The sequence below is a fragment of the Salifodinibacter halophilus genome (assembly GCA_012999515.1).
In the GTDB taxonomy this organism is placed as follows: Bacteria; Pseudomonadota; Gammaproteobacteria; order Nevskiales; family Salinisphaeraceae; genus Salifodinibacter; species Salifodinibacter halophilus.
Map to the genome: position 1 here is coordinate 2051148 of JABEEB010000001.1, position 18536 is coordinate 2069683.

The window sequence follows — 18536 nt, forward strand, 5'->3', positions numbered from 1 at the left end:
TGTGGCGTCGCATCAGTTAGCGCGGCATTGCGCGCCCGCGAATTACAGCACCCAACTAGGTGCGGCGCCCTGTTGGGTGCTGCGCAGCGAGGCGGTGTTACTCGTTCGCGGTATGTGCTGCACCCACCATGTTGTAGCCAGCGTCGACGTAGAGGACTTCACCGGTAATCCCCGACGCTAGATCGGAGCCTAGGAATGCCGCAGTATTGCCGATCTCGGCCTGGGTAACGTTGCGCTGTAGCGGCGCCATATCAGCCGCGCGGGTCAGTAGGTCGCGAAAACCTTCGATACCGGAGGCGGCCAGGGTCTTGATCGGTCCGGCGGAAATGGCGTTGACGCGAACGCCGGATGGGCCGAGATCAGCAGCGATAAAGCGCATGTTCGCCTCGAGACTGGCTTTGGCCGGCCCCATGATGTTGTAACCCGGCATGGCGCGCTCAGAACCGAGATAGGTCATGGTGATCAGTGATGCATTGTCGCTGAGCATGGGGCGCGCGGATTTGGCGAGTGCTGCGAAACTGTAGGCGCTGATGTCGTGGGCGACATTTGAGGCGTCGCGTGAAATGCTGTCCAAATAGCCGCCGGCCAGCGCCTCGCGCGGTGCGAAACCGATGGCGTGGACCAGGATGTCAATCTGCGACCAGTACTCGGCTACACTGTCGAAGAGTGTGTCGATGTCCTCATCGCGCGCGACATCCAATGGCAAAACGGCTTCGGCGCCAAGTTGCGCCCCGATCTTCCCGACCCGGTCGGCCAGTTTGTCGCCTTGATAAGTCAAAATCAGCGACGCGCCCTGCTCGGCCAGGGCGTTCGCGATACCGTAAGCGATCGAGCGATCGCTGGCGATGCCGGTGACGACGGCTTTTTTACCGGCTAAAAATCCCATCTCATCTATCTCCTGATTCCAATCTATGGTGTGGTGTTTAGGTTGCTCGCGCCTTTGGACGCGCTCAACCGGATGCGGCGGGCTGGAGCCGCAGCCGCTGTCCGGGCTGGATTGCGGCACGCCCGCCGATATCGTTTAAGCGTTTGAGGGTCGATACGTGCATCGAAAAACGATCGGCGATCGACCACAGTGAATCACCTGATTTCACCGTATAGTAATTAGGTATCGAGGCGCTGCCGCCCATGGCCAGCGTTTGGCCGGGCTGCAACGCGTCGTCTGGATTCAATTGATTCCAGCGGCGTAGCTTGGCAACGCTGACTTGGTTCTGGTGGGCGATCGACCACAGCGTATCACCGTCTTGTACGACCACTTGCGTTGGCTTCGTGGTGCTGCTGCTGGACGTCGGAATACTGATCGTCTGTCCGGGATGGATGTTCGATCCGAGATCGCGGTTAGCGCGTCGAATTGCGGCCACGCTAGTGTCATTGGTGTGGGCGATGCGCCAGAGCGTATCGTCAGATTGCACGGTGTAACGGCGCATCCGTTGTTTGCTTGGTTTGGACTGTTTGTCGGCGTCGCCTGGTATGCGCAATGTTTGCCCGGTGCGAATCCGGTTATTGGCGAGTCCGTTGGCGCGGCGCAAGGCAGCCGTGCTGACGCCGAAGCGACGCGCGATGCTGCTGAGTGCGTCGCCTTTGTGGACGCGATAGCGGTTGCCACGCTGTTTAACTAACTGGGATGGGGCGGCCGAGGCGAGTTTTGAGCGAAGCGTGGCGGCTTTGGCCGTCGGTACAATCAGCTGGCCATCATTCGGCCGTGAGCGCTGGCGCTGGAGATCCGGGTTGAGCTGGGCCAGTCGACTGGTCGATATGCCGGCCATGTTGGCTGCAATGGATAGTTCGACCTGTGCTGGCAGTTTGACCAACTTCGTCCGAGGCTTGTTGGCTAGCGTTGGCCAGTTAATACCAAACTTCGAGGGCGCACACATGATCCAGCGTACCGCGAGTAGTTTCGGTACGTAGTTGCTGGCTTCCTTGGATAGATCAAGGTGCCAATAATTGGCGGGTTTGTCGTCGCGTTCCGCTTTTGCCAGCGCGGCGTCGATCGTACCGGGACCGGCATTGTAGGCGGCGAGTGCGAGTAGCCAATCGCCATCGTAGCGTTTGCGAAGGTTTTGCAGATAGGTCAGCGCTGCCCGGGTCGCGGCGAACGGGTCATCGCGCTCGTCGTACCAACGGTTGCGTGCTAGGTCGAGATGCTTAGCTGTACCTGGCATCACCTGCCACAACCCGCTCGCGCCGGCGTAGGAAGTCGCTTCCGGGTTATAGCCGCTTTCCACGATCGGTAACAGTGCCATCTCGCTTGGCATGTTGCGTTTCTCAACCAGCGCCATGACGTGATACAGCCATGGCCGGGCGCGCCGCAATGATGCTTTGAGATGGTCAGTATGTGTGGCGTAAAACTGCGTCCAGCGACGCACGCGCACCCGCGCGCGATTGCCGGGCAACTCGAAGCCTTGGCGCACCGTCGCCCATAGGTCCTGGTCTTTGCTCGGCCAGTCGTAGTCCGGTGCACTGAGATTGGCCGCGGCTGGCCATTTGAGCGTACTTCCGGGTTGGGTTTTTGTCGCTGTGTTGACTTGCGGGGTAGCAGCATCCGAGTCTGGGCTGTACGTCTTGGTTGTCGACGTGTCGTGCGTACCGGCACAGCCGGCGAGTATGAGCGCCAGCGCCGCGCTACCGAGCCATGACGGCGCGTTACACCGCCGGTTAGGACGCATCTTTCCAGCGCCGAATGCTGGCGAACACAGCGTCGGCGTCGGTAGTGTCGATGTCGTCGCGCGCCGCGGCTGCCGCTGTGACGTGCGGTTGATCCCAGCGTAGAAACGGATTGATCGCGCGCTCCTCGTCGAGCCTGCCGGGAAGTGATGGCTCACCGTGTGCTCGGCTCGTTGCCACCATTTGTTGCACGCGCGTAATCTGCTCATTATCAGGTTCGACCTTGGCCGCAAAAGCCAGATTTTTTTCAGTGTATTCGTGGCCGCCGCAGACGGCCGTATCGTCCGGTAGTTGGCGCAGGCGTGCCAATCCGGCTCGCATCTGATCGAATCGGCCTTCGAAAACACGGCCGCAGCCGGCGCGAAAAAGCGCGTCGCCGCAGAACAGTACGCCCTCGCCGTGAAATGCAACATGTCCAAGGGTATGGCCGGGGACGCCGATCACGTCGAAAGCGGCGCCGAGCGCATCGACGCGCACCTGGTCGCCCGCCGTTATGGTGTAATCGACACGGCCGATCTGGTTGGCTGCTTCAGCTGGCGCGTAGATGGGCGCTGGATGGTCGGCCGACAGCTCGACAAGTCCGCCGATGTGGTCGCCGTGATGATGGGTTATAAAATAAGCCGCGACATCGAGCTCGTGTTGCTGTAAGTAGTCGGCAACTGGCCCAGCAGCGCCGGGGTCGACCACAATCACCGGTCCGCTCCCGGCGATCCAGACGTAGTTATCGGACAAAACCGGCACAGCGACAACGTTCATTTGACCCCCTGCGCATGGACTATCTCGCCATAGCTTGCCAATCAGTTAGTTATTAATCAAATCTAAAGTGACATTGCAAGTGCGCGACACGCGTTTGGCAATCAAGCCTCGCATGCGACCCGGTCACGCGGTAACATGGCCCCATGCAAGAGGTTGTGATCTACACCGACGGTGCCTGCCGGGGCAATCCAGGCCCTGGAGGTTGGGGCGCACTGCTGGAGGCGGGCGATGCGCAGCGTGAATTATGCGGTGGTGAGCCGGAAACGACTAATAATCGCATGGAGTTGACGGCTGCAGTCGAGGCGCTGAACGCACTGAAAACGGCTTGCGTGGTCGAACTCTACACGGACTCGAACTATGTGCGCCAGGGCATCACGACCTGGCTGGCAGGGTGGAAACGAAACGGTTGGCGGACCGCCGCTAAGAAGCCGGTCAAGAATGCGGATTTGTGGCAAGCGTTGGATGCGGCCTGTCAGCGTCACACAATTACTTGGCACTGGGTCAAAGGTCATGCCGGCAATGCTGGCAACGAGGCTGCTGATGCGCTGGCCAATCGCGGCATCGACACTTTGGGCGCCGATGCGACCGAGCAAACGGTTAAATACTAACCATGCGCCAGATCGTGCTCGACACCGAAACCACCGGCATGGATGCGGCACAGGGCCATCGCATCATCGAAATCGGCTGTGTTGAATTAAACAATCGTCGGCCCACTGACAACGATCTGCATATGTATATCCGGCCGGACTGTGCGGTCGACCCGGGTGCTGTCGAAGTACACGGCATAACGGACGAGTTCCTCGCCGATAAGCCGAGCTTTGACGAGATTGCGCCGAGGCTCGTGGATTATCTTGCCGATGCCGAGCTTGTCATTCACAACGCACCTTTCGACCTGGCTTTTCTGGACGCGGAGTTAAAGCGTGTCGACGATGGCCACCGGGCGCTGGCTGACAGTCGATCCATCGTCGATACGCTGGTCGACGCGCGCGAACGTTTCCCGGGCCAGCGCAATTCGCTCGATGCGCTATGCAAACGCTTTGAGGTCGACAATACCAATCGGTCGCACCACGGGGCGTTGCTCGACGCACGTCTGCTAGCCGATGTTTATCGGGCGATGACCGGCGGCCAGATCGACTTTGGCCTAATCGATCAGACCGAGGCGTCCGAATCGGGTGAGATGGCGGCTGACACCGCACTCACTGGCGTACTGGAACGCGCTGCCCGGCGGCCGCGTGTTGTGCAAGCGTCCGAGGCAGAAGTGGCTACCCACGACGCGTTGGTATCCGGGCTCGAGCGTCGGACCGGCCAGACATCTGCTTGGCGTTCGGTTGCCACGGGGGCATCAAATACAACCGAACATTGACGCCGGCGCCCTGATTGAGCAGGCGCGGCCGGGTGAGGTCATGGGTCTTGGCTGCACTAGCCCATCTGCTTGTAACCGCCCAGAAACAAGATGTTGGGTGGCTGTCGAAGTGGTCCTCGCAGATCGATAACGGCCAAAACGAGGCGGGAGGCAAGCGATCGCAGTTTTAGCTTTCGGTCGCTAGTCGGCGTCGGCGTCGATGGGCCCACAGAGCGATTACCGCGCTAGCGACGAGCAATCCGGCGGATATTTCGAGCTGCGTGGCGTCGATCAATGATTCGGGGGAAAAGTCGGGGTTTTTCAATAGCTTCGGGAGGCGGACCGTGGCGCCGAAGCTTACGAAGGTGACCATCGGTGGCAGCATGCCGATGAGACTGGCGCCGGCATAGGCGGGCCAGGCAACGCGCAGTAATCCGCAGGCGTAGTTGACCAGGTCGAACGGCAGATAGGACGCGCGCAAAACGACCACCGTTGGAAAAGCGTGTTCGCGTAGTACCCGCTTGAAGGTTCGGACGCGTACCAGGTCGCCGGTGGGCGTGAGGCGATCACTTCGAAAGAACCGCGCCAGCCCGTAGGCAGTGTTGGCCGACAGATTCTCGCCGATCAACGCGTAGATCAGCCCCGGCAGGAAACCGAACAAGCTACCGGCGGCCAGGGTCAACCACATCGCCGGGAAAAACGTCAGTGGCCGCAGGGTGTAGATCAGGATATAGATCACTGGTGCGATGGGATTGTTCACCACGTGGCGGTAAGTCAGACTCATGACCTCGCGCAGTGTATGATTACCCTCGAAAAACCAGACGAATAAACTTACGAGTGCGGCCAACCACAGCACGCCCGCGATATATCGCAGCCAGCGTTGATCCATCTTGACTCAGGCCGCCTGTTTACGGGCACTGGCCGTAACCAGGCGGAAATAAGGGGGGCGCGCTTCCTGGGCACGGATTTCGGCTGTTTCTGTCACGAGGCCGGCTTCGCTCAGGAGAGCGTCGACGTCGGCTGGATCGAAACCGGTGTTGACGTGGTCGTAGGCGGCCACGGTGGCGTGATTGTCGTGCCGTGCGATGGTTGCGAGTGTGATCTGACCACCGGGGTTTAGTACGCGTGCTGCCTCGCCCACCGCGATATTGGGGCGGTTGCTATAAGGTAAGGCGTGCAATATGAATACATCGTCAAAAGTCGCGTCGTCGAACGGCAGTGCATGCATGTCGGCGACCCGGAACTCGACGTTGGCGTGGTCGGCCAGCCGTTTGCGGGCGGCTTCAATGACCGCCTGGCTGGAATCCACGCAACTTATATGTGCCGCGCGGTGGGCGACCAGTTCAGCCAAGACACCGTCGCCCGAGGCGATATCGAGTGTTTGCCCCAGTCTCAAGCGTTCGGCGAACGAGCGTGCCAGAGCTTCCCAGGTGCGCCCTGGTGAATACTGGCGTTCCATACGCCCGGCCACCGAGGCCGCCCAGCCGCCCGCGCGGCCTCGCCGGCCGACGATTTCACGCGCGGCTTCCCGGTCACGACCCAACTGGCTGTCGTCGATGGATTCGGTTAAAAATCGCCAGAACCGGCGAACGCCGTTCGGCCAGCGGATCGGGTCGACCGAGTACAGGTTGGTGTTGCCGCGTGCCTCGTCGTGGACCAGCTCGGCTTCGCGGAGTCGAGCCAGATGGCTGGATACGCGGCTTTGGGCGAGCCGGGTGACCGTGGTCATTTCGGCGACCGTCAAGGATTCGGTCTGCAGCAATAACAGCAGCCTTAGCCGCGTTGGCTCAGCTAACAAGCGCATCAGCTGTGTGCTGTCGGCTAGATCAAGCATATCTTGCCGGTCGGCGGCGTGGTGTTCGATGGCGATGGCAATTCCCCCGAATGAACAGCACATTATATCGGATGATGCCTGCATGGCGGAATCGATGCATGGCGATGATCGCCCATCGCTGTTGTTGAGGTCGTTACAATACGGTACCGTATTGTTGAGTTAGGAAATCGGCGGTCGGTTTGCGTTGGCCGCAAAAACATGGAGTCGACAATGTACGAGGGTGAGCGAGTTTCAGTCGGAGTCGACAATGGTGTAGCCACGCTTTGTTTCGACGCTGGCGCTGGTGCGGTGAACAAATTCGATGCGCAAACGCTGGCCGAGCTGGAAGCGGCGATTGATGTGCTACGAGCGGCCGAAGGGCTTAGCGGCATTGTTGTGAGCTCGGCGTTGGACGATTTCTTCGTCGGTGCCGATATCAACGAGTTCGGCGCTAAATTTCGACTGGCCTCGGCCGAACTCCGCGCCTGGATTGTCGACGCGAACGCGGTATTTAATGCCCTGGAAGATATCGATGTGCCCACAGTAGCGGCGGTCAGAGGGGTTGCACTCGGTGGTGGCCTCGAGCTCGCCCTTGCTTGTGATTATCGTGTCGCGGCTGATAATGCCCAGCTTGGGTTTCCCGAAACCGGGCTGGGCATCCTGCCGGGTTTCGGGGGCTCGGTTCGAGCACCACGCCTGATGGGGGCCGACAACGCCATCGAGTGGATCGCCGACGGCCGCTCCCGTGGGGCGGCCACCGCACACGATGCTGGCATGGTCGATGCCGTAGTCGCCAACGAGTCACTCGCCGAGGCCGCTAAGGACATGTTGGCGCGTGCGCTTGACGGCGATTTCGATTGGCGCGCGCGGCGTGCCAAGAAAACGGGGGCATTGAGGCTAAACGCTGTGGATGGCGCACTTAGCTTTGAAGCCGCCAAGGGGCAGGTTTTCGGCAAGACGCAAGGCAATTATCCGGCCCCCATCAAAGCGATCGAGGCTATGGCGGCCGGTGCCGAGCTCGCGCGCGACGAAGCGTTGGAGATCGAACATGATGGGTTCGTGGCGCTCGCCCAGTCGCCGGTCGCTGATGCGCTGGTGCAGTTGTTTATCAATGACCAGTTCATCAAGAGGAAAGTCAAAGCGGGCAGTGGTCAGGCGGCTGCGGTCGACCGTTTGGCCGTCATTGGTGCCGGCATCATGGGCGGCGGTATTGGCTATCAGGCGGCGTCGAAACAGCTGCCGACGCTAATCAAGGATGTCGATGAAAGCGCACTCGACAGTGCGGTCAGCGAAGCCGCAAGGTTGTTCGCCAAAGCCGTCGAGCGCGGCAAGATCGGCCAGGCCGATGTCCCGGCCGGGTTGGCCCGCCTGCGGCCCACGCTTAGTTATAGCGAATTTGCGGGCGTCGATTTGGCCATCGAGGCTGTAACCGAACATCCCAAGGTCAAAACAAACGTGCTGGCCGAGGTCGAAGCCGAGCTCACCGACGGCACCGTGTTGGCGAGCAACACGTCGAGTATTTCCATCGACGCACTGGCTGAATCGCTCGAGAACCCCGAGAAGTTCATCGGCATGCATTTCTTCAACCCGGTCCATCGGATGCCGCTCGTCGAGGTTATACGTGGCCATGCCACGAGTGATGCGACTGTGGCCACCGTGACCACGCTGGCGCGCCGGCTCGGCAAGACGCCCATTGTGGTGAGTGATTGCCCCGGGTTTTTGGTCAATCGCGTGCTGTTCCCGTATTTCTTTGGGTTCATGGCACTTATCGATGATGGTGCCGATTTCGTCTCGGTCGACCGGGTCATGGAAGAGTTTGGTTGGCCGATGGGGCCAGCGTATCTTTCGGATGTCGTCGGGCTGGATACCTCACAGCATGTTGAATCGATCTTGGCTGCTGGCTATCCCGATCGCATGCAACGCGAGCGACAGACGTCGATGGACGCGCTGGTTGGCGCCGAGCGGTTAGGGCAGAAGTCCGGCGGCGGCTATTACGACTACACGACCGACAAAAAAGGCCGTCCGCAGAAAACACCGAGTGCTGCCGCCTATGAATTGATCGCGGACAGCCGTGAGTCTGAGGCGCGCACGTTTGATGCGGCCGAAATCATCGACCGCCTGATGATTCCGATGGTCATCGAGGCCGCCCGTGTACTGGAAGCCGGCGTCGCTGATTCGCCCCACGAAATCGATACCGCACTTTTGATGGGGCTCGGGTTCCCCGCGTTTCGTGGCGGTGGTGCACTGAAATACGCCGATCAACGTGGGTTGGGCGATATCTGTGCTGCCGCCGATCGCTATAGCCATCTGGGGCCGCTCTACGAGCCGACCGCGCAGATGCGCGAGCTCGCCGCACGTGGCGATGGTTTTTTTGCCGCTGCCACTCGCTAATATAACTGGAGGAAGACGTGTCACAAGCAGTCATCGTGGACGCCGTGCGGACGGCGATGGGCCACTCGAAAAACGGTATGTTTCGCCATACGCGTGCCGAAACGCTATCGGCGCAACTCATGCAGACGCTCGTCGAGCGCAACAATAGCGTCGATCCGGCCGACATCGCCGACGTGATCTGGGGCTGTACCCAGCAGACTGGCGAGCAGGGCTTCAATATTGGTCGCAACGCGGCTCTGCTGGCCGGCTTGCCACAATCGGTACCCGGGCAGACCGTCAATCGCCTATGCGGTTCGTCAATGCAGGCCATACACAATGCGGCGGCCAGTATCGCGGCCGGCGACGACGGGGTTTATATTTGCGGTGGCGTCGAGCATATGGGGCATGTGCCGATGGACTACAATGTCGACATCGCGCCTGCTTTGTCGACAGTCACCGCTAAGCCGGCGATGATGATGGGGCTAACGGCGGAAATGCTTGGGCGCCAGGCCAAAGTTGATCGTGCCGACCAGGATTCTTTCGCATTGGCCTCGCACCAGCGCGCGCAGATGGCCAGCGAGTCCGGGGCGTTCGATAACGAGATCGTGGCCACGCCCGGTGTCGATCATCGCGGCTTCGCACGTCAGTGTCGGACCGACGAAGTGGTGCGCAACGACGCCAGTCTGGATGCCCTCGGCGCACTGCGCCCGGCGTTCGATCCGCGCGGTGGCACGGTCACGGCGGGCAACTCCTCGGCGCTGTCCGACGGTGCGGCTGCCACGCTTGTGATGCCGGAACAGCAAGCTGACGCCCTCGCGCTGCAGCCGCTGGCCCACATCCGCTCAATGGCGATCGCTGGCTGCACGCCCTCGATCATGGGCCGTGGCCCTGTGCCGGCCAGTCAGAAAGCGCTGGAACGCGCTGGCTTGTCGGTCGACGACATCGAATTCGTCGAATTAAATGAGGCGTTTGCCGCCCAGAGCATCGCTGTGTTGCGCGAACTTGGTCTCAATGATCGGCGGGAGATCGTCAACGTGCGTGGCGGTGCAATCGCACTCGGGCATCCGCTCGGTGCTTCCGGTGCACGGATTACCGGCGCGCTTGCGCGTGTCATGGCGGATAACGGTGCCCGGTTTGGGCTCGCTACCATGTGTATCGGCATGGGCCAGGGTATCGCAACGGTGCTTGAGCGCCCGGTCGCCTGAGGACGCCTTGGCGAGATAGGTGCAACCGCGTCGCTGGGTGAAGTCGTGGGCTGCCAGTTATGTTGTGTGAATAGGCCGTGGTAAGAACGGTTGACCTGACATGGTCGGACGGGTTTGCGTAAACTTCCGTGCATGCAAAGGAATCAGCCGATACCAATCCGCCTGGCGACGACGTTTGTGGCGCTCGTTGTACTGTTATTCGGAGCGACAAGTGTGGCTGAGGATTCAGCGCATAACGCTGCGGCCGGCGACCATACCGACGCAACAACAACGGGCCAGGCGGCCAGCCAGTCACAGGAAACGGATCAATCCAAGCTGGATTGGCGGCCCGTGGCGACCGATCAATTGGTCAACCAGGGCTACCGAAAGATCAAGAAGTATCCCGTGATTATACGGCCTGTGGTTCAGGTCGGGGGCTTGCGCGGTAATCTTTCAGCGACGCGAACACTCGACGGGCAACTGGAAACGCGGACCTATCGTCTGTCGAAAAAAGCCGATGCGAACAAGGTCGCAGCTGCCTATAGACAACGTCTGAAACAGAACGGCTATCGCGTCATTTTCCACTGTAGTGGCGAAGAATGTGGCCCACATTTCCCACAGGTTTCGCCCGGCGATCGGCACGCGGGCCAATATTTCGGTGGGCAGACGCAAGCGCCGCACTATCTGGTCGCCGACAAAGCCGAGTCGGCATTCGATCGCTACATTGTGCTGCAAATCGGGGCGGCCGAATCCGGCAAGCAATACGCACTGGTTGGCCGCATCAAGACCAAGCCAATGCCGATTGCCGCGATCCAGGTCAGCGCGAAACAGATGGCGCAAAGCATCAAGAATAAAGGCCGTGTCGCCCTCTACGGCATTTATTTTGCAACCGATAGCGCGCAACTAGAGCCCAAGTCGAAACCCACGCTCGAACAGATCGCCAAATTGCTGCACAACCAGCCCAAACTCGATTTGATGGTGGTTGGGCACACCGATAGCAGCGGTAAATTTCAGTACAACATCAAGTTGTCACGACAGCGCGCTCGTGCGGTGACGGACGCCTTGGTTGAAGACCATGGCGTTGATCGTGATCGCCTCAAAACCTGGGGCGATGGCTATACGGCGCCGCAGGCCACTAATCGGAGCGCCGCCGGTCGCAAACGCAATCGGCGCGTTGAACTCGTGCCCCAGTAATGGCGCCGAGCGGTTAGGAAGCGTGCTACCGTTTGTCGCGGCGTGGTTGGCCTTGCGCGGCGTTGGACGCTATAATTGATCGTTCAATGGTGGACGTAGCTCAGTTGGTAGAGCCCCGGATTGTGATTCCGGTCGTCGTGGGTTCGAGTCCCATCGTCCACCCCAGCATTCCCGCTGCGGGCCGTTAGCTCAATGGTAGAGCAGTAGACTCTTAATCTATTGGTTCCAGGTTCGAATCCTGGACGGCCCACCAATAAGATCGGACAGTTGGCGCTTCCTGCGCCATCCTCGTCGGCCGATTTCTAAAGCTTCTCCTAAAAACACGGCGTCTGCATCTGCTCATTTGACCGGATGATAAGACTGTGGCTTACGCCGGTAGACACGCTCCAGCATGGCGTTAGACATATGGCCGAGCAGCCCGTCGCCGTTGGCATCGCGCCCGGCCTTGGCGCTTATGGGGTTGCTGCGTTGTTTCCCGGGATTATAGTTGCCGCGATGTTTAATCCTGGGGCGTAATCCACTCTCAATCACCATACGACGGCATTGAGTACAGAAATCTGCCGCGATCTCGAGTAATATTTTAATGAGACGGCCCGGTAACATCTCGTTCTCAGGCAACACGATCGGCGAGGGTGATTGACGTCAGACACCTAAATCAAGGTCTGGCGGGGCTTTTCGTGCCCTCGACATCTTGAATCGTGGATCTTGGGCGGTGACGATGTTAGCGGCGGTGTCGCTCCCACAACAAACAAGAAGACAGGAGTTCACCATGAAGTTCAATAGTATCTTGAGGTGCTGCTCGCTCCTAGTGCTAGTTGCCGTCGGTTTGGCGGTGGGCAGCGCCCAGGCACAATCGGACCAGACTGAATGCATCGTCCCGGCCAAGCCGGGGGGGTGGTTACGATTTAACCTGCCAATTGGCCGCGAACAGCTTGCCCGAAACTGGCCTGATCGACGAGCTAATGGTGGTCACCTACATGCCCGGCGGCATCGGCGCCGTGGCTTACAATCACATGACCGGCGTGCGTAACGACGACCCCAACGTAATCGTTGCCGCCAGCACCGGTGCCACGGCTAACTTGGCACTCGGAAAGTTCGGCGACTATAGCGGCGACGAGGTGCGCTGGCTGGGGGCGTTGGGCGTCGACTACGGTGCGATCGTGGTCAAGGACGATGCGCCTTGGCAGAACCTCGATGATCTGATGAACGCGCTGCGCGATCATCCTGGTGACATCACCTTCGGCGCTGGCGGTACCGTGGGGGGCCAGGACTGGATGAAGGCAGCCTTGACCGCCAAGGCGGCAGACATTTCACCCCACAAACTACATTATGTGGCCTTCGAGGGGGGCGGTAAGGCTCTGGAGGGACTGCTCGGCGACCATATTCAGGTCTTCACCGGCGATCTTTCTGAGCTGCGCTCGCAACTCGATAGCGGCAAGATCCGTGTGCTCGCGACGTTATCCGAAGAGCGCGTTAGTGGTCCCTTCGCGGACATTCCGACTGCCACCGAGCAGGGTTATGATGTGCAGTGGCCGATCTGGCGTGGCTATTACATGGGCTCGGATGTCAGTGACGAGGCTTATCAGAAATGGCAAGAGCGTCTGAAGGCCTTGGCCGATAAGCCAACGTTCAAGAAGATGCGCGAAGAGCGTGGGCTGTTCCCGATGGAACGTTTCGGTGATGATTTCGACGCCTACGTTCAGGAGCAGATCCAGAAGTTCCAGCGGATCGCCAAAAAGGTGGAGCTGACGCAATGAGTCGGGTTGCTGATCGTATCCTCGGATTTGTGTCGCGCGGCTCGGCTAGCGGCTGACGTCGCTTCTCGTCGCCACCCTCAGGGGCTTTGTGTTTGACGCCACTAAAGCTACTCGTCGAGCAACGCTTGGATCCTTTCAAGCACGCGCTCGGTGGCGCCACGTTGTAGCGCCAGAGTTTTAGTGGCTCGTTGACTAAGCGTTTGGCGTTGTTGATCGCTTTGTATCAAAGCCAGAAGTTGCTCAGCTAAATTATCCACGCGATCGATGGGGACCAGCGCGTGTTCGAATGCTGTCACGATCTCGGTTATCCGTGCGCGATAAGGGCCGACAATGATGGGGCATTCGGCCAGGAAGGCTTCGATCGGGTTATGGCCGCCAATCGGCGTGAAAGTCGCACCGAGCACGGCCACATCAGCGGCAGCGTAATACCGCGTTAACGCGCCCATTTCATCGCCGACGACGACCGCTGTATCCAGTGGTTGTGCGTTATCGGTGCTAGTCCGGGCGACATTGAAGCCGCGCTCGTGACAATACTCGACGGCCTGATCGAACCGTTCCGGATGCCGGGGGGCGATAAGAAGTTGTGCGTCTGGTATGGCCTCCCGCAGGCAGGCGAAGGCGTCGAGGAGGATGGCCTCTTCACCGGGATGAGTGCTCGCCCCCAGCACGATTGGGCCACGGCCAAGGCGTGCCCGAAGCGTGCGCGCGTGTGCCCAGACGTCGGGCGGCAGGGGGTTGGCGTCGTATTTCAGATTGCCGATACACTTGATTTGCCCTGCGTCAGGGGCGAGGCAATGAAAGCGTTTGGCGTCATCCGGCGTTTGTGTCGCGATCAGACGCGTTGTCGCAAGTAGCGGACAGAGCAATCGTCGCGCGCGACGGTAGCCAGCGAACGAGCCTGCTGATAAGCGAGCGTTGGCATAAATGATGGGAACGCTGGAGCGCCAAGCGTTGTACAACAGGTTGGGCCAGATCTCGGTTTCAATGATGACACCGAGTCGCGGCTGGATCCGGGCTAAAAAACGGCGAGTGGCGCCGGGTGTGTCCAGTGGTAGATAACAGATAACGACGCGCGCGCCGAAAATTTGTTTCGCCTTATTCGCGCCTGTGGGGGTGGCGACGGTCAGCAAAACTGACGCCGGGCGATCGAGCAATGCCTCGATCAATGGGGCTGCAGCGGCGGTTTCCCCCACCGACACAGCGTGTATCCAGATCGGATTCGTTGCCTGCGCTGTCGGCGCGAACCCGAATCGTTCGAGCCACCCGCGGCGGTAGGCGGGGTTGCGTCGCCCACGCCACCAAAGCCGCGCCAGAACGAACGGCAGCGCGCCTCGCCACAGCGTGGCGTAAACCAGGTGAAGTGCCCGGAATGAAAGGCCATCGATGGAAGATCGGGTCACGAACGATCACTACCGTTGTCGATTCGTATGACGCTATCGCCAGGGCGGCACCGGCAGGCGTATGGTGACCACCGTGACTTGGTTGTCGGCGTAAAACGCGATAGCCGTGGCCCGAAGGCGCGCGTCAGATTGTGGTAAACGCTTATACTGCGCCACCATGAAACACGACTTGTCATCGAGGCGCGAGTGGCGGGGCAGGTGAACGTCGAAAAAGAGTGTACGTTGAGCGAGGTTGCGCCCCAACGGATACTGATTGTGCGCTTGTCGGCGATCGGTGATGTGGTCATGGCATCGGGCATGATACGTGCACTCCGGCGCCGTTATCCCCGAGCACGCCTGGTCTGGTTGACCGGCCCTGGGCCGGATGCGTTGCTGCGCGCCAACGATGAGCTCGACGAGGTGATCGTCTGGCACAGGCACGTCTGGCGGGATCATCTACGTCGCGGCCGATGGCTACAGTTGGCTGGTGAATGTCGGCAGTTGATTGCGACGTTGCGTCGGCGGCAGTTCGATACTGCAATCGACGCCCAAGGCTTGTTGAAAAGCGGGGTTTGGGCGTGGCTGAGCGGGGCATCGGTTCGGCTAGGTCTCGGCTCGAAAGAAGGCAGTCAGTGGCTTATGTCACGCGTGGTCGAGCGTTCGACCGACGAGGCGTGTTTCGGATCGGAGTACATCGATGCGGTGCGCGCACTTGGCGCATCGCCTATGGCGTTTACACCGCATATTGCCACCGCCGCGGCTGATCGCGACACCGCGACAGCCAAGCTCAAAGCGCATCTCGGTGACCGGCCTTACATCGCGCTGGCGCCATTTACCACACGGCCACAGAAACACTGGTTCGACCGTTACTGGCACACACTGATTGAGCGATTGATAGTCGAGGATGGATGGTCGGTTATTGTGCTGGGTGGACCGGACGACGGTGAAGCCGGCGATATAATGGTATCCGCTGCCGCCTCGTATGGTCGAGCCACGGCGGTTAATCTTGCGGGTAAAACGACGCTACCGGAAACCATGGCGATCATTGACCAAGCCTATCAGGTCATTGGCGTCGATACCGGCGTGACGCACATGGGAACGGCGTCCGGGCGGCCGACGCTTGCTCTTTTTGGTTCGACTCGCCCTTACACCGCGCCAAGCATCGCCAGCACGCGGGTTTTGTTTCAGCCGATGACGTGCGCGCCGTGCCACAAGCATCCGACTTGCGGTGGGCGCTTCACCTGCATGGCTGAATTGACGCCCGACATTGTATTGTCGGCCGCACGCTGGCAACTGGCTGAGGACACGCATTGAACATCTTGCACGTCGAGACCGGTCGCCATGCATACGGTGGCCCGGCTCAGGTCGAGTTGCTGATGGCTGATCTATGCCGGCGTGGCGAGCGCAACATATTGCTGTGCTGCCGCGGTGCGGCCATCGCAGCGAATCAGGACGCGGCTGTTGTGCTCGATAAGCCGATCGCCGGTGACCTCGATGTACGCTTGGCGTTCTGGGTCTGGCAAGCGGTCCGTCGCTATGGCATCGATGTCGTGCATATTCACAGCCGGCGAGGGGCCGATGTATGGGGTGGCATCGGAGCTCGCCTCGCGGCAACGCCGGCGATCGTCACACGGCGTGTCGATAATCCGGAATGGGCCACTCTTGCGCGTTGGAAATACGCGCTCTATGACCGCGTCGTCGTCATTTCGAGCGCGGTTGAAGCTGAAATTCATCGTGTCGGTATCGGCAGCGCCCGAAGCTTGCGGATCCCCGATGCCGTCGATGCGACGACGTTCCGAGCGCGATCCCATAACGACACAGTGCGCGCAGAATTGGGCGTGCCCCCGGGCGCGCTTTGTATCGGCATGGTGGCGCAGTTTATCGAACGCAAAGGTCATCGAGAGCTGATTGCTGCGTTGTCGACGGTTGTTCAAAGTCGGCCGGACGTGTGCGTCGTGCTGTGTGGTCAAGGGCCGCTGCGGCCGGCGATCGAGCGGGCGGTGGACGAGGCTGGACTGGCGTCATGGGTCTCGTTTGCGGGATTTCGAGAGGATATGTCGTGTGTGATGCCAGCATTCGACATGCTGGTTCACCCGGCTCGGCGCGAGGGACTCGGTGTTGTTTTGTTACAGGCTGGCGCTTGTGGCGTGCCCGTGGTTGCCGCGCGCGCAGGCGGCATTGTGGATGTGGTGCTCGATGGTGAAACCGGTTTGCTTGTGATGCCCGGCGACTCGGCGGCGTTGGCGGAAGCGATCACAACACTTGGTAATGACCGTGTCAGGCGTGTCCGCATGGGCGAAAAGGCGCGTGCAAGAGTTGCCGAGGTGTTCGAGCCGCAACAGGTAGGTGAGCGCTACGTCGCCCTTTATCGACAACTCACGTCGGGCACTGCATAAGTCTATTGCCGTTCACTGGGAGGTAGTCGGCCTTGAACTGGCGACCATATGCCCTAATAAAGGCAGTGTGCGTCACTTGCTTTGAACGTACCCGCTGGCGTTGGGGAATGTCTCGACAGACGCCAATAGCGGGTGTCGCATGCAAATGGTGTACATACGCGCCTGGAGGGTGATGCCCGGCGCTTAAGTGCGATCCCTCGTGCATACAGCATCGTATCGGGTTGGCCGGTACACTAAAGCTGAGAATGACGCACGCCTTCGCGTGGGGCCAGTGGATCCATGTTTGCGAAACGCCGAAGCGGGTCGATCGCGTTCGCGCACCGGCATTGAAGTCATGCGCCAGCCGGTGGCGCAGCCGATCCCGGCGTTTGGCTTTGCGTTGGCAATTTTTGTTGTGTACGCAAGGCACGATGTTCGATCAATAGCGCCAGCCGGTCCCGCTGCGGCAGCGCAACCATAATACGGTAACAGGCCATGACGGCTCGTTTGATTTTGTTGTTCGTCGCATTGGCGACGGGCGGTTTCGCGATCGGCACCACCGAGTTCGCAACGATGGGTGTGCTGCCGTTGATCGAGGACGGCTTTGCTGTCGGCAAGGCACAAGCCGGCTATGCGATCAGCGCCTACGCACTTGGTGTGGTTATCGGCGCCCCCGTGATTACGGTTCTGGCCGCACGTATCGCACGTAAGACGCTGCTCGTTGGCTTGATGGCCAGTTTTTCACTGGCTCACATTGCCAGCGCACTCGCGCCGACTTTCGGCTGGCTGTGTTTCTTTCGTTTGATCAGCGGTTTGCCGCATGGTGCCTATTTCGGGTTGGCAGCACTTGTGGCTGCGTCATCGGTGCCGTTGCATCGGCAAACCCAGGCGGTCGGGTATGTCATGCTCGGTTTAACGACCGCGACAATTGCTGGTGTCCCGGTCGCGACCTGGTTCGCGAACTGGCTCGGCTGGCGGGCAGCTTACTTTCTGGTTGCCGGTATCGCGGCGGCGGCAGTTGTTCTGGTCGCGATATTCGTGCCGTATACAGGCGCGTCTAGCGGTGCACACCCACGCCGCGAACTGGGCGCGTTTCGCCGCCCGGATGTTTGGTTGACACTCGCGATCGGTGCAATCGGTTTTGGTGGTGTGTTTTCGGTCTACGCGTATCTGACGAGTACGCTTGGCGAGGTGACCGGCCTATCAGAGACTTGGCGCCCACTCGTATTGAGTGTTTTCGGGATAGGAATGACGGCCGGCAACGTGGTCATTCCGCGCTTCGCCGATCATGCCCGTCTCCCCACTGCAGGCATCACGCTGGCTGCTAGCGGGCTCATGATGGGGCTGTTCTATTTTGCGGCGACGAATGTCTGGGCAGTAACGCTTGATGTGTTTTTCATTGGTTTCGGTACGGCACTGGCGACCGTGCTGCAGACACGGCTGATGGACGTCGCTGGGGATTCGCAAAATCTGGCCGCTTCTCTGAACCATGTCGCTTTCAATCTGGCCAACGCGATTGGCCCATTTCTGGCGGGTCTGGCGTTGGCCGCGGGGCTGGGATTGCGTGTTACCGGCGTGGTTGGCAGCTGCCTGACGCTGGGTGGGCTCGTGTTCTGGTTTTTCGCTTGGCGTCGCTCGCGGTTGGAGCCGGCTAAGGGCTGACAGTATCTGTGGTGATGGGCGAGGTCGGTTTGCACTCCCG

Annotated in this window: 15 protein-coding genes, 2 tRNA genes and 1 pseudogene; 11 read left to right on the forward strand and 7 right to left on the reverse strand. The window is 60.1% G+C overall.

Annotated elements, in window-relative coordinates; genetic code table 11:
* Positions 1-97 precede the first annotated feature (97 nt).
* The 3 genes from HKX41_09555 to gloB form a co-directional block, all read right to left on the reverse strand.
* Complete coding sequence (locus tag HKX41_09555) at positions 98-886, reverse strand: enoyl-ACP reductase (GenBank protein NNC24392.1); 789 nt, start codon at positions 884-886, stop codon at positions 98-100.
* A gap of 64 nt (positions 887-950) precedes the next feature.
* A complete protein-coding gene (locus HKX41_09560) occupies positions 951-2666 on the reverse strand; it encodes a LysM peptidoglycan-binding domain-containing protein (protein ID NNC24393.1) in 1716 nt (571 codons plus the stop codon).
* On the reverse strand, positions 2656-3420 hold the full coding sequence (gene gloB / locus HKX41_09565) for a hydroxyacylglutathione hydrolase (GenBank protein NNC24394.1): 765 nt from the start codon (positions 3418-3420) through the stop codon (positions 2656-2658). Before gloB ends, HKX41_09560 begins: the two co-directional genes overlap by 11 nt.
* Positions 3421-3563: 143 nt before the next feature.
* Between gloB and rnhA the strand changes: the two genes are divergently transcribed.
* Both rnhA and dnaQ read left to right on the forward strand, forming a co-directional pair.
* Positions 3564-4028 (forward strand): ribonuclease HI, encoded by a 465-nt coding sequence (gene rnhA, locus HKX41_09570; protein NNC24395.1) that lies wholly within the window; start codon positions 3564-3566, stop codon positions 4026-4028.
* A gap of 2 nt (positions 4029-4030) precedes the next feature.
* On the forward strand, positions 4031-4783 hold the full coding sequence (gene dnaQ / locus HKX41_09575; protein ID NNC24396.1) for a DNA polymerase III subunit epsilon: 753 nt from the start codon (positions 4031-4033) through the stop codon (positions 4781-4783).
* A 166-nt stretch (positions 4784-4949) separates the two neighbouring features.
* On the opposite strand, the gene HKX41_09580 is transcribed toward dnaQ, so the two are convergent.
* Positions 4950-5651 (reverse strand): VTT domain-containing protein, encoded by a 702-nt coding sequence (locus tag HKX41_09580; protein ID NNC24397.1) that lies wholly within the window; start codon positions 5649-5651, stop codon positions 4950-4952.
* Positions 5652-5657: 6 nt separating this feature from the next.
* Positions 5658-6596: a metalloregulator ArsR/SmtB family transcription factor gene (locus tag HKX41_09585; GenBank protein NNC24398.1), complete on the reverse strand. Its 939-nt coding sequence runs from the start codon at positions 6594-6596 to the stop codon at positions 5658-5660.
* 210 nt (positions 6597-6806) lie between these two features.
* Here HKX41_09585 and fadB point away from each other — a divergent pair, with 210 nt between their 5' ends.
* The 5 genes from fadB (at position 6807) to HKX41_09610 (ending at position 11576) form a co-directional block, all read left to right on the forward strand.
* The gene (fadB, locus tag HKX41_09590) at positions 6807-8966 is read left to right on the forward strand and encodes a fatty acid oxidation complex subunit alpha FadB (GenBank protein NNC24399.1); all 2160 of its coding nucleotides are present in this window, start codon (positions 6807-6809) and stop codon (positions 8964-8966) included.
* Positions 8967-8983: 17 nt separating this feature from the next.
* Positions 8984-10150, forward strand: a complete 1167-nt coding sequence (gene fadA / locus HKX41_09595) for an acetyl-CoA C-acyltransferase FadA (protein NNC24400.1) — start codon at positions 8984-8986, stop codon at positions 10148-10150.
* Between the two features lie 213 nt (positions 10151-10363).
* The gene (locus HKX41_09600) at positions 10364-11323 is read left to right on the forward strand and encodes an OmpA family protein (protein NNC24401.1); all 960 of its coding nucleotides are present in this window, start codon (positions 10364-10366) and stop codon (positions 11321-11323) included.
* Positions 11324-11412: 89 nt separating this feature from the next.
* Positions 11413-11488: transfer RNA gene (locus HKX41_09605), tRNA-His, on the forward strand.
* A 13-nt stretch (positions 11489-11501) separates the two neighbouring features.
* Positions 11502-11576 (forward strand) — tRNA-Lys (locus HKX41_09610).
* Between the two features lie 86 nt (positions 11577-11662).
* Here HKX41_09610 and HKX41_09615 read toward each other — a convergent pair.
* Positions 11663-11944: a hypothetical protein gene (locus HKX41_09615; GenBank protein NNC24402.1), complete on the reverse strand. Its 282-nt coding sequence runs from the start codon at positions 11942-11944 to the stop codon at positions 11663-11665.
* A gap of 148 nt (positions 11945-12092) precedes the next feature.
* On the opposite strand from HKX41_09615, the pseudogene HKX41_09620 reads away from it, so the two are divergent.
* Positions 12093-13080: pseudogene (locus HKX41_09620) on the forward strand (tripartite tricarboxylate transporter substrate binding protein).
* A gap of 107 nt (positions 13081-13187) precedes the next feature.
* Here HKX41_09620 and HKX41_09625 read toward each other — a convergent pair.
* The gene (locus tag HKX41_09625) at positions 13188-14480 is read right to left on the reverse strand and encodes a 3-deoxy-D-manno-octulosonic acid transferase (GenBank protein ID NNC24403.1); all 1293 of its coding nucleotides are present in this window, start codon (positions 14478-14480) and stop codon (positions 13188-13190) included.
* 222 nt (positions 14481-14702) lie between these two features.
* Between HKX41_09625 and HKX41_09630 the strand changes: the two genes are divergently transcribed.
* The 3 genes from HKX41_09630 to HKX41_09640 all read left to right on the forward strand — a co-directional run bounded on the left by HKX41_09630 (position 14703) and on the right by HKX41_09640 (position 18496).
* Positions 14703-15773: a glycosyltransferase family 9 protein gene (locus tag HKX41_09630; GenBank protein NNC24404.1), complete on the forward strand. Its 1071-nt coding sequence runs from the start codon at positions 14703-14705 to the stop codon at positions 15771-15773.
* Positions 15770-16855, forward strand: coding sequence for a glycosyltransferase (locus tag HKX41_09635; protein NNC24405.1), 1086 nt, complete (start codon positions 15770-15772; stop codon positions 16853-16855). The genes HKX41_09630 and HKX41_09635 overlap by 4 nt, the downstream gene beginning before the upstream one ends.
* Positions 16856-17329: 474 nt before the next feature.
* Positions 17330-18496 (forward strand): MFS transporter, encoded by a 1167-nt coding sequence (locus HKX41_09640; protein NNC24406.1) that lies wholly within the window; start codon positions 17330-17332, stop codon positions 18494-18496.
* Positions 18497-18536 lie beyond the last annotated feature (40 nt).

Excerpts from the sequence above, each read along its gene's own strand:
- HKX41_09555 (NNC24392.1), bottom strand. The coding sequence starts at position 886 with ATGGGATTTTTAGCCGGTAAAAAAGCCGTCGTCACCGGCATCGCCAGC.
- HKX41_09560 (NNC24393.1), bottom strand. The coding sequence starts at position 2,666 with ATGCGTCCTAACCGGCGGTGTAACGCGCCGTCATGGCTCGGTAGCGCG.
- gloB (NNC24394.1), bottom strand. The coding sequence starts at position 3,420 with ATGAACGTTGTCGCTGTGCCGGTTTTGTCCGATAACTACGTCTGGATC.
- rnhA (NNC24395.1), top strand. The coding sequence starts at position 3,564 with ATGCAAGAGGTTGTGATCTACACCGACGGTGCCTGCCGGGGCAATCCA.
- dnaQ (NNC24396.1), top strand. The coding sequence starts at position 4,031 with ATGCGCCAGATCGTGCTCGACACCGAAACCACCGGCATGGATGCGGCA.
- HKX41_09580 (NNC24397.1), bottom strand. The coding sequence starts at position 5,651 with ATGGATCAACGCTGGCTGCGATATATCGCGGGCGTGCTGTGGTTGGCC.
- HKX41_09585 (NNC24398.1), bottom strand. The coding sequence starts at position 6,596 with ATGCTTGATCTAGCCGACAGCACACAGCTGATGCGCTTGTTAGCTGAG.
- fadB (NNC24399.1), top strand. The coding sequence starts at position 6,807 with ATGTACGAGGGTGAGCGAGTTTCAGTCGGAGTCGACAATGGTGTAGCC.
- HKX41_09640 (NNC24406.1), top strand. The coding sequence starts at position 17,330 with ATGACGGCTCGTTTGATTTTGTTGTTCGTCGCATTGGCGACGGGCGGT.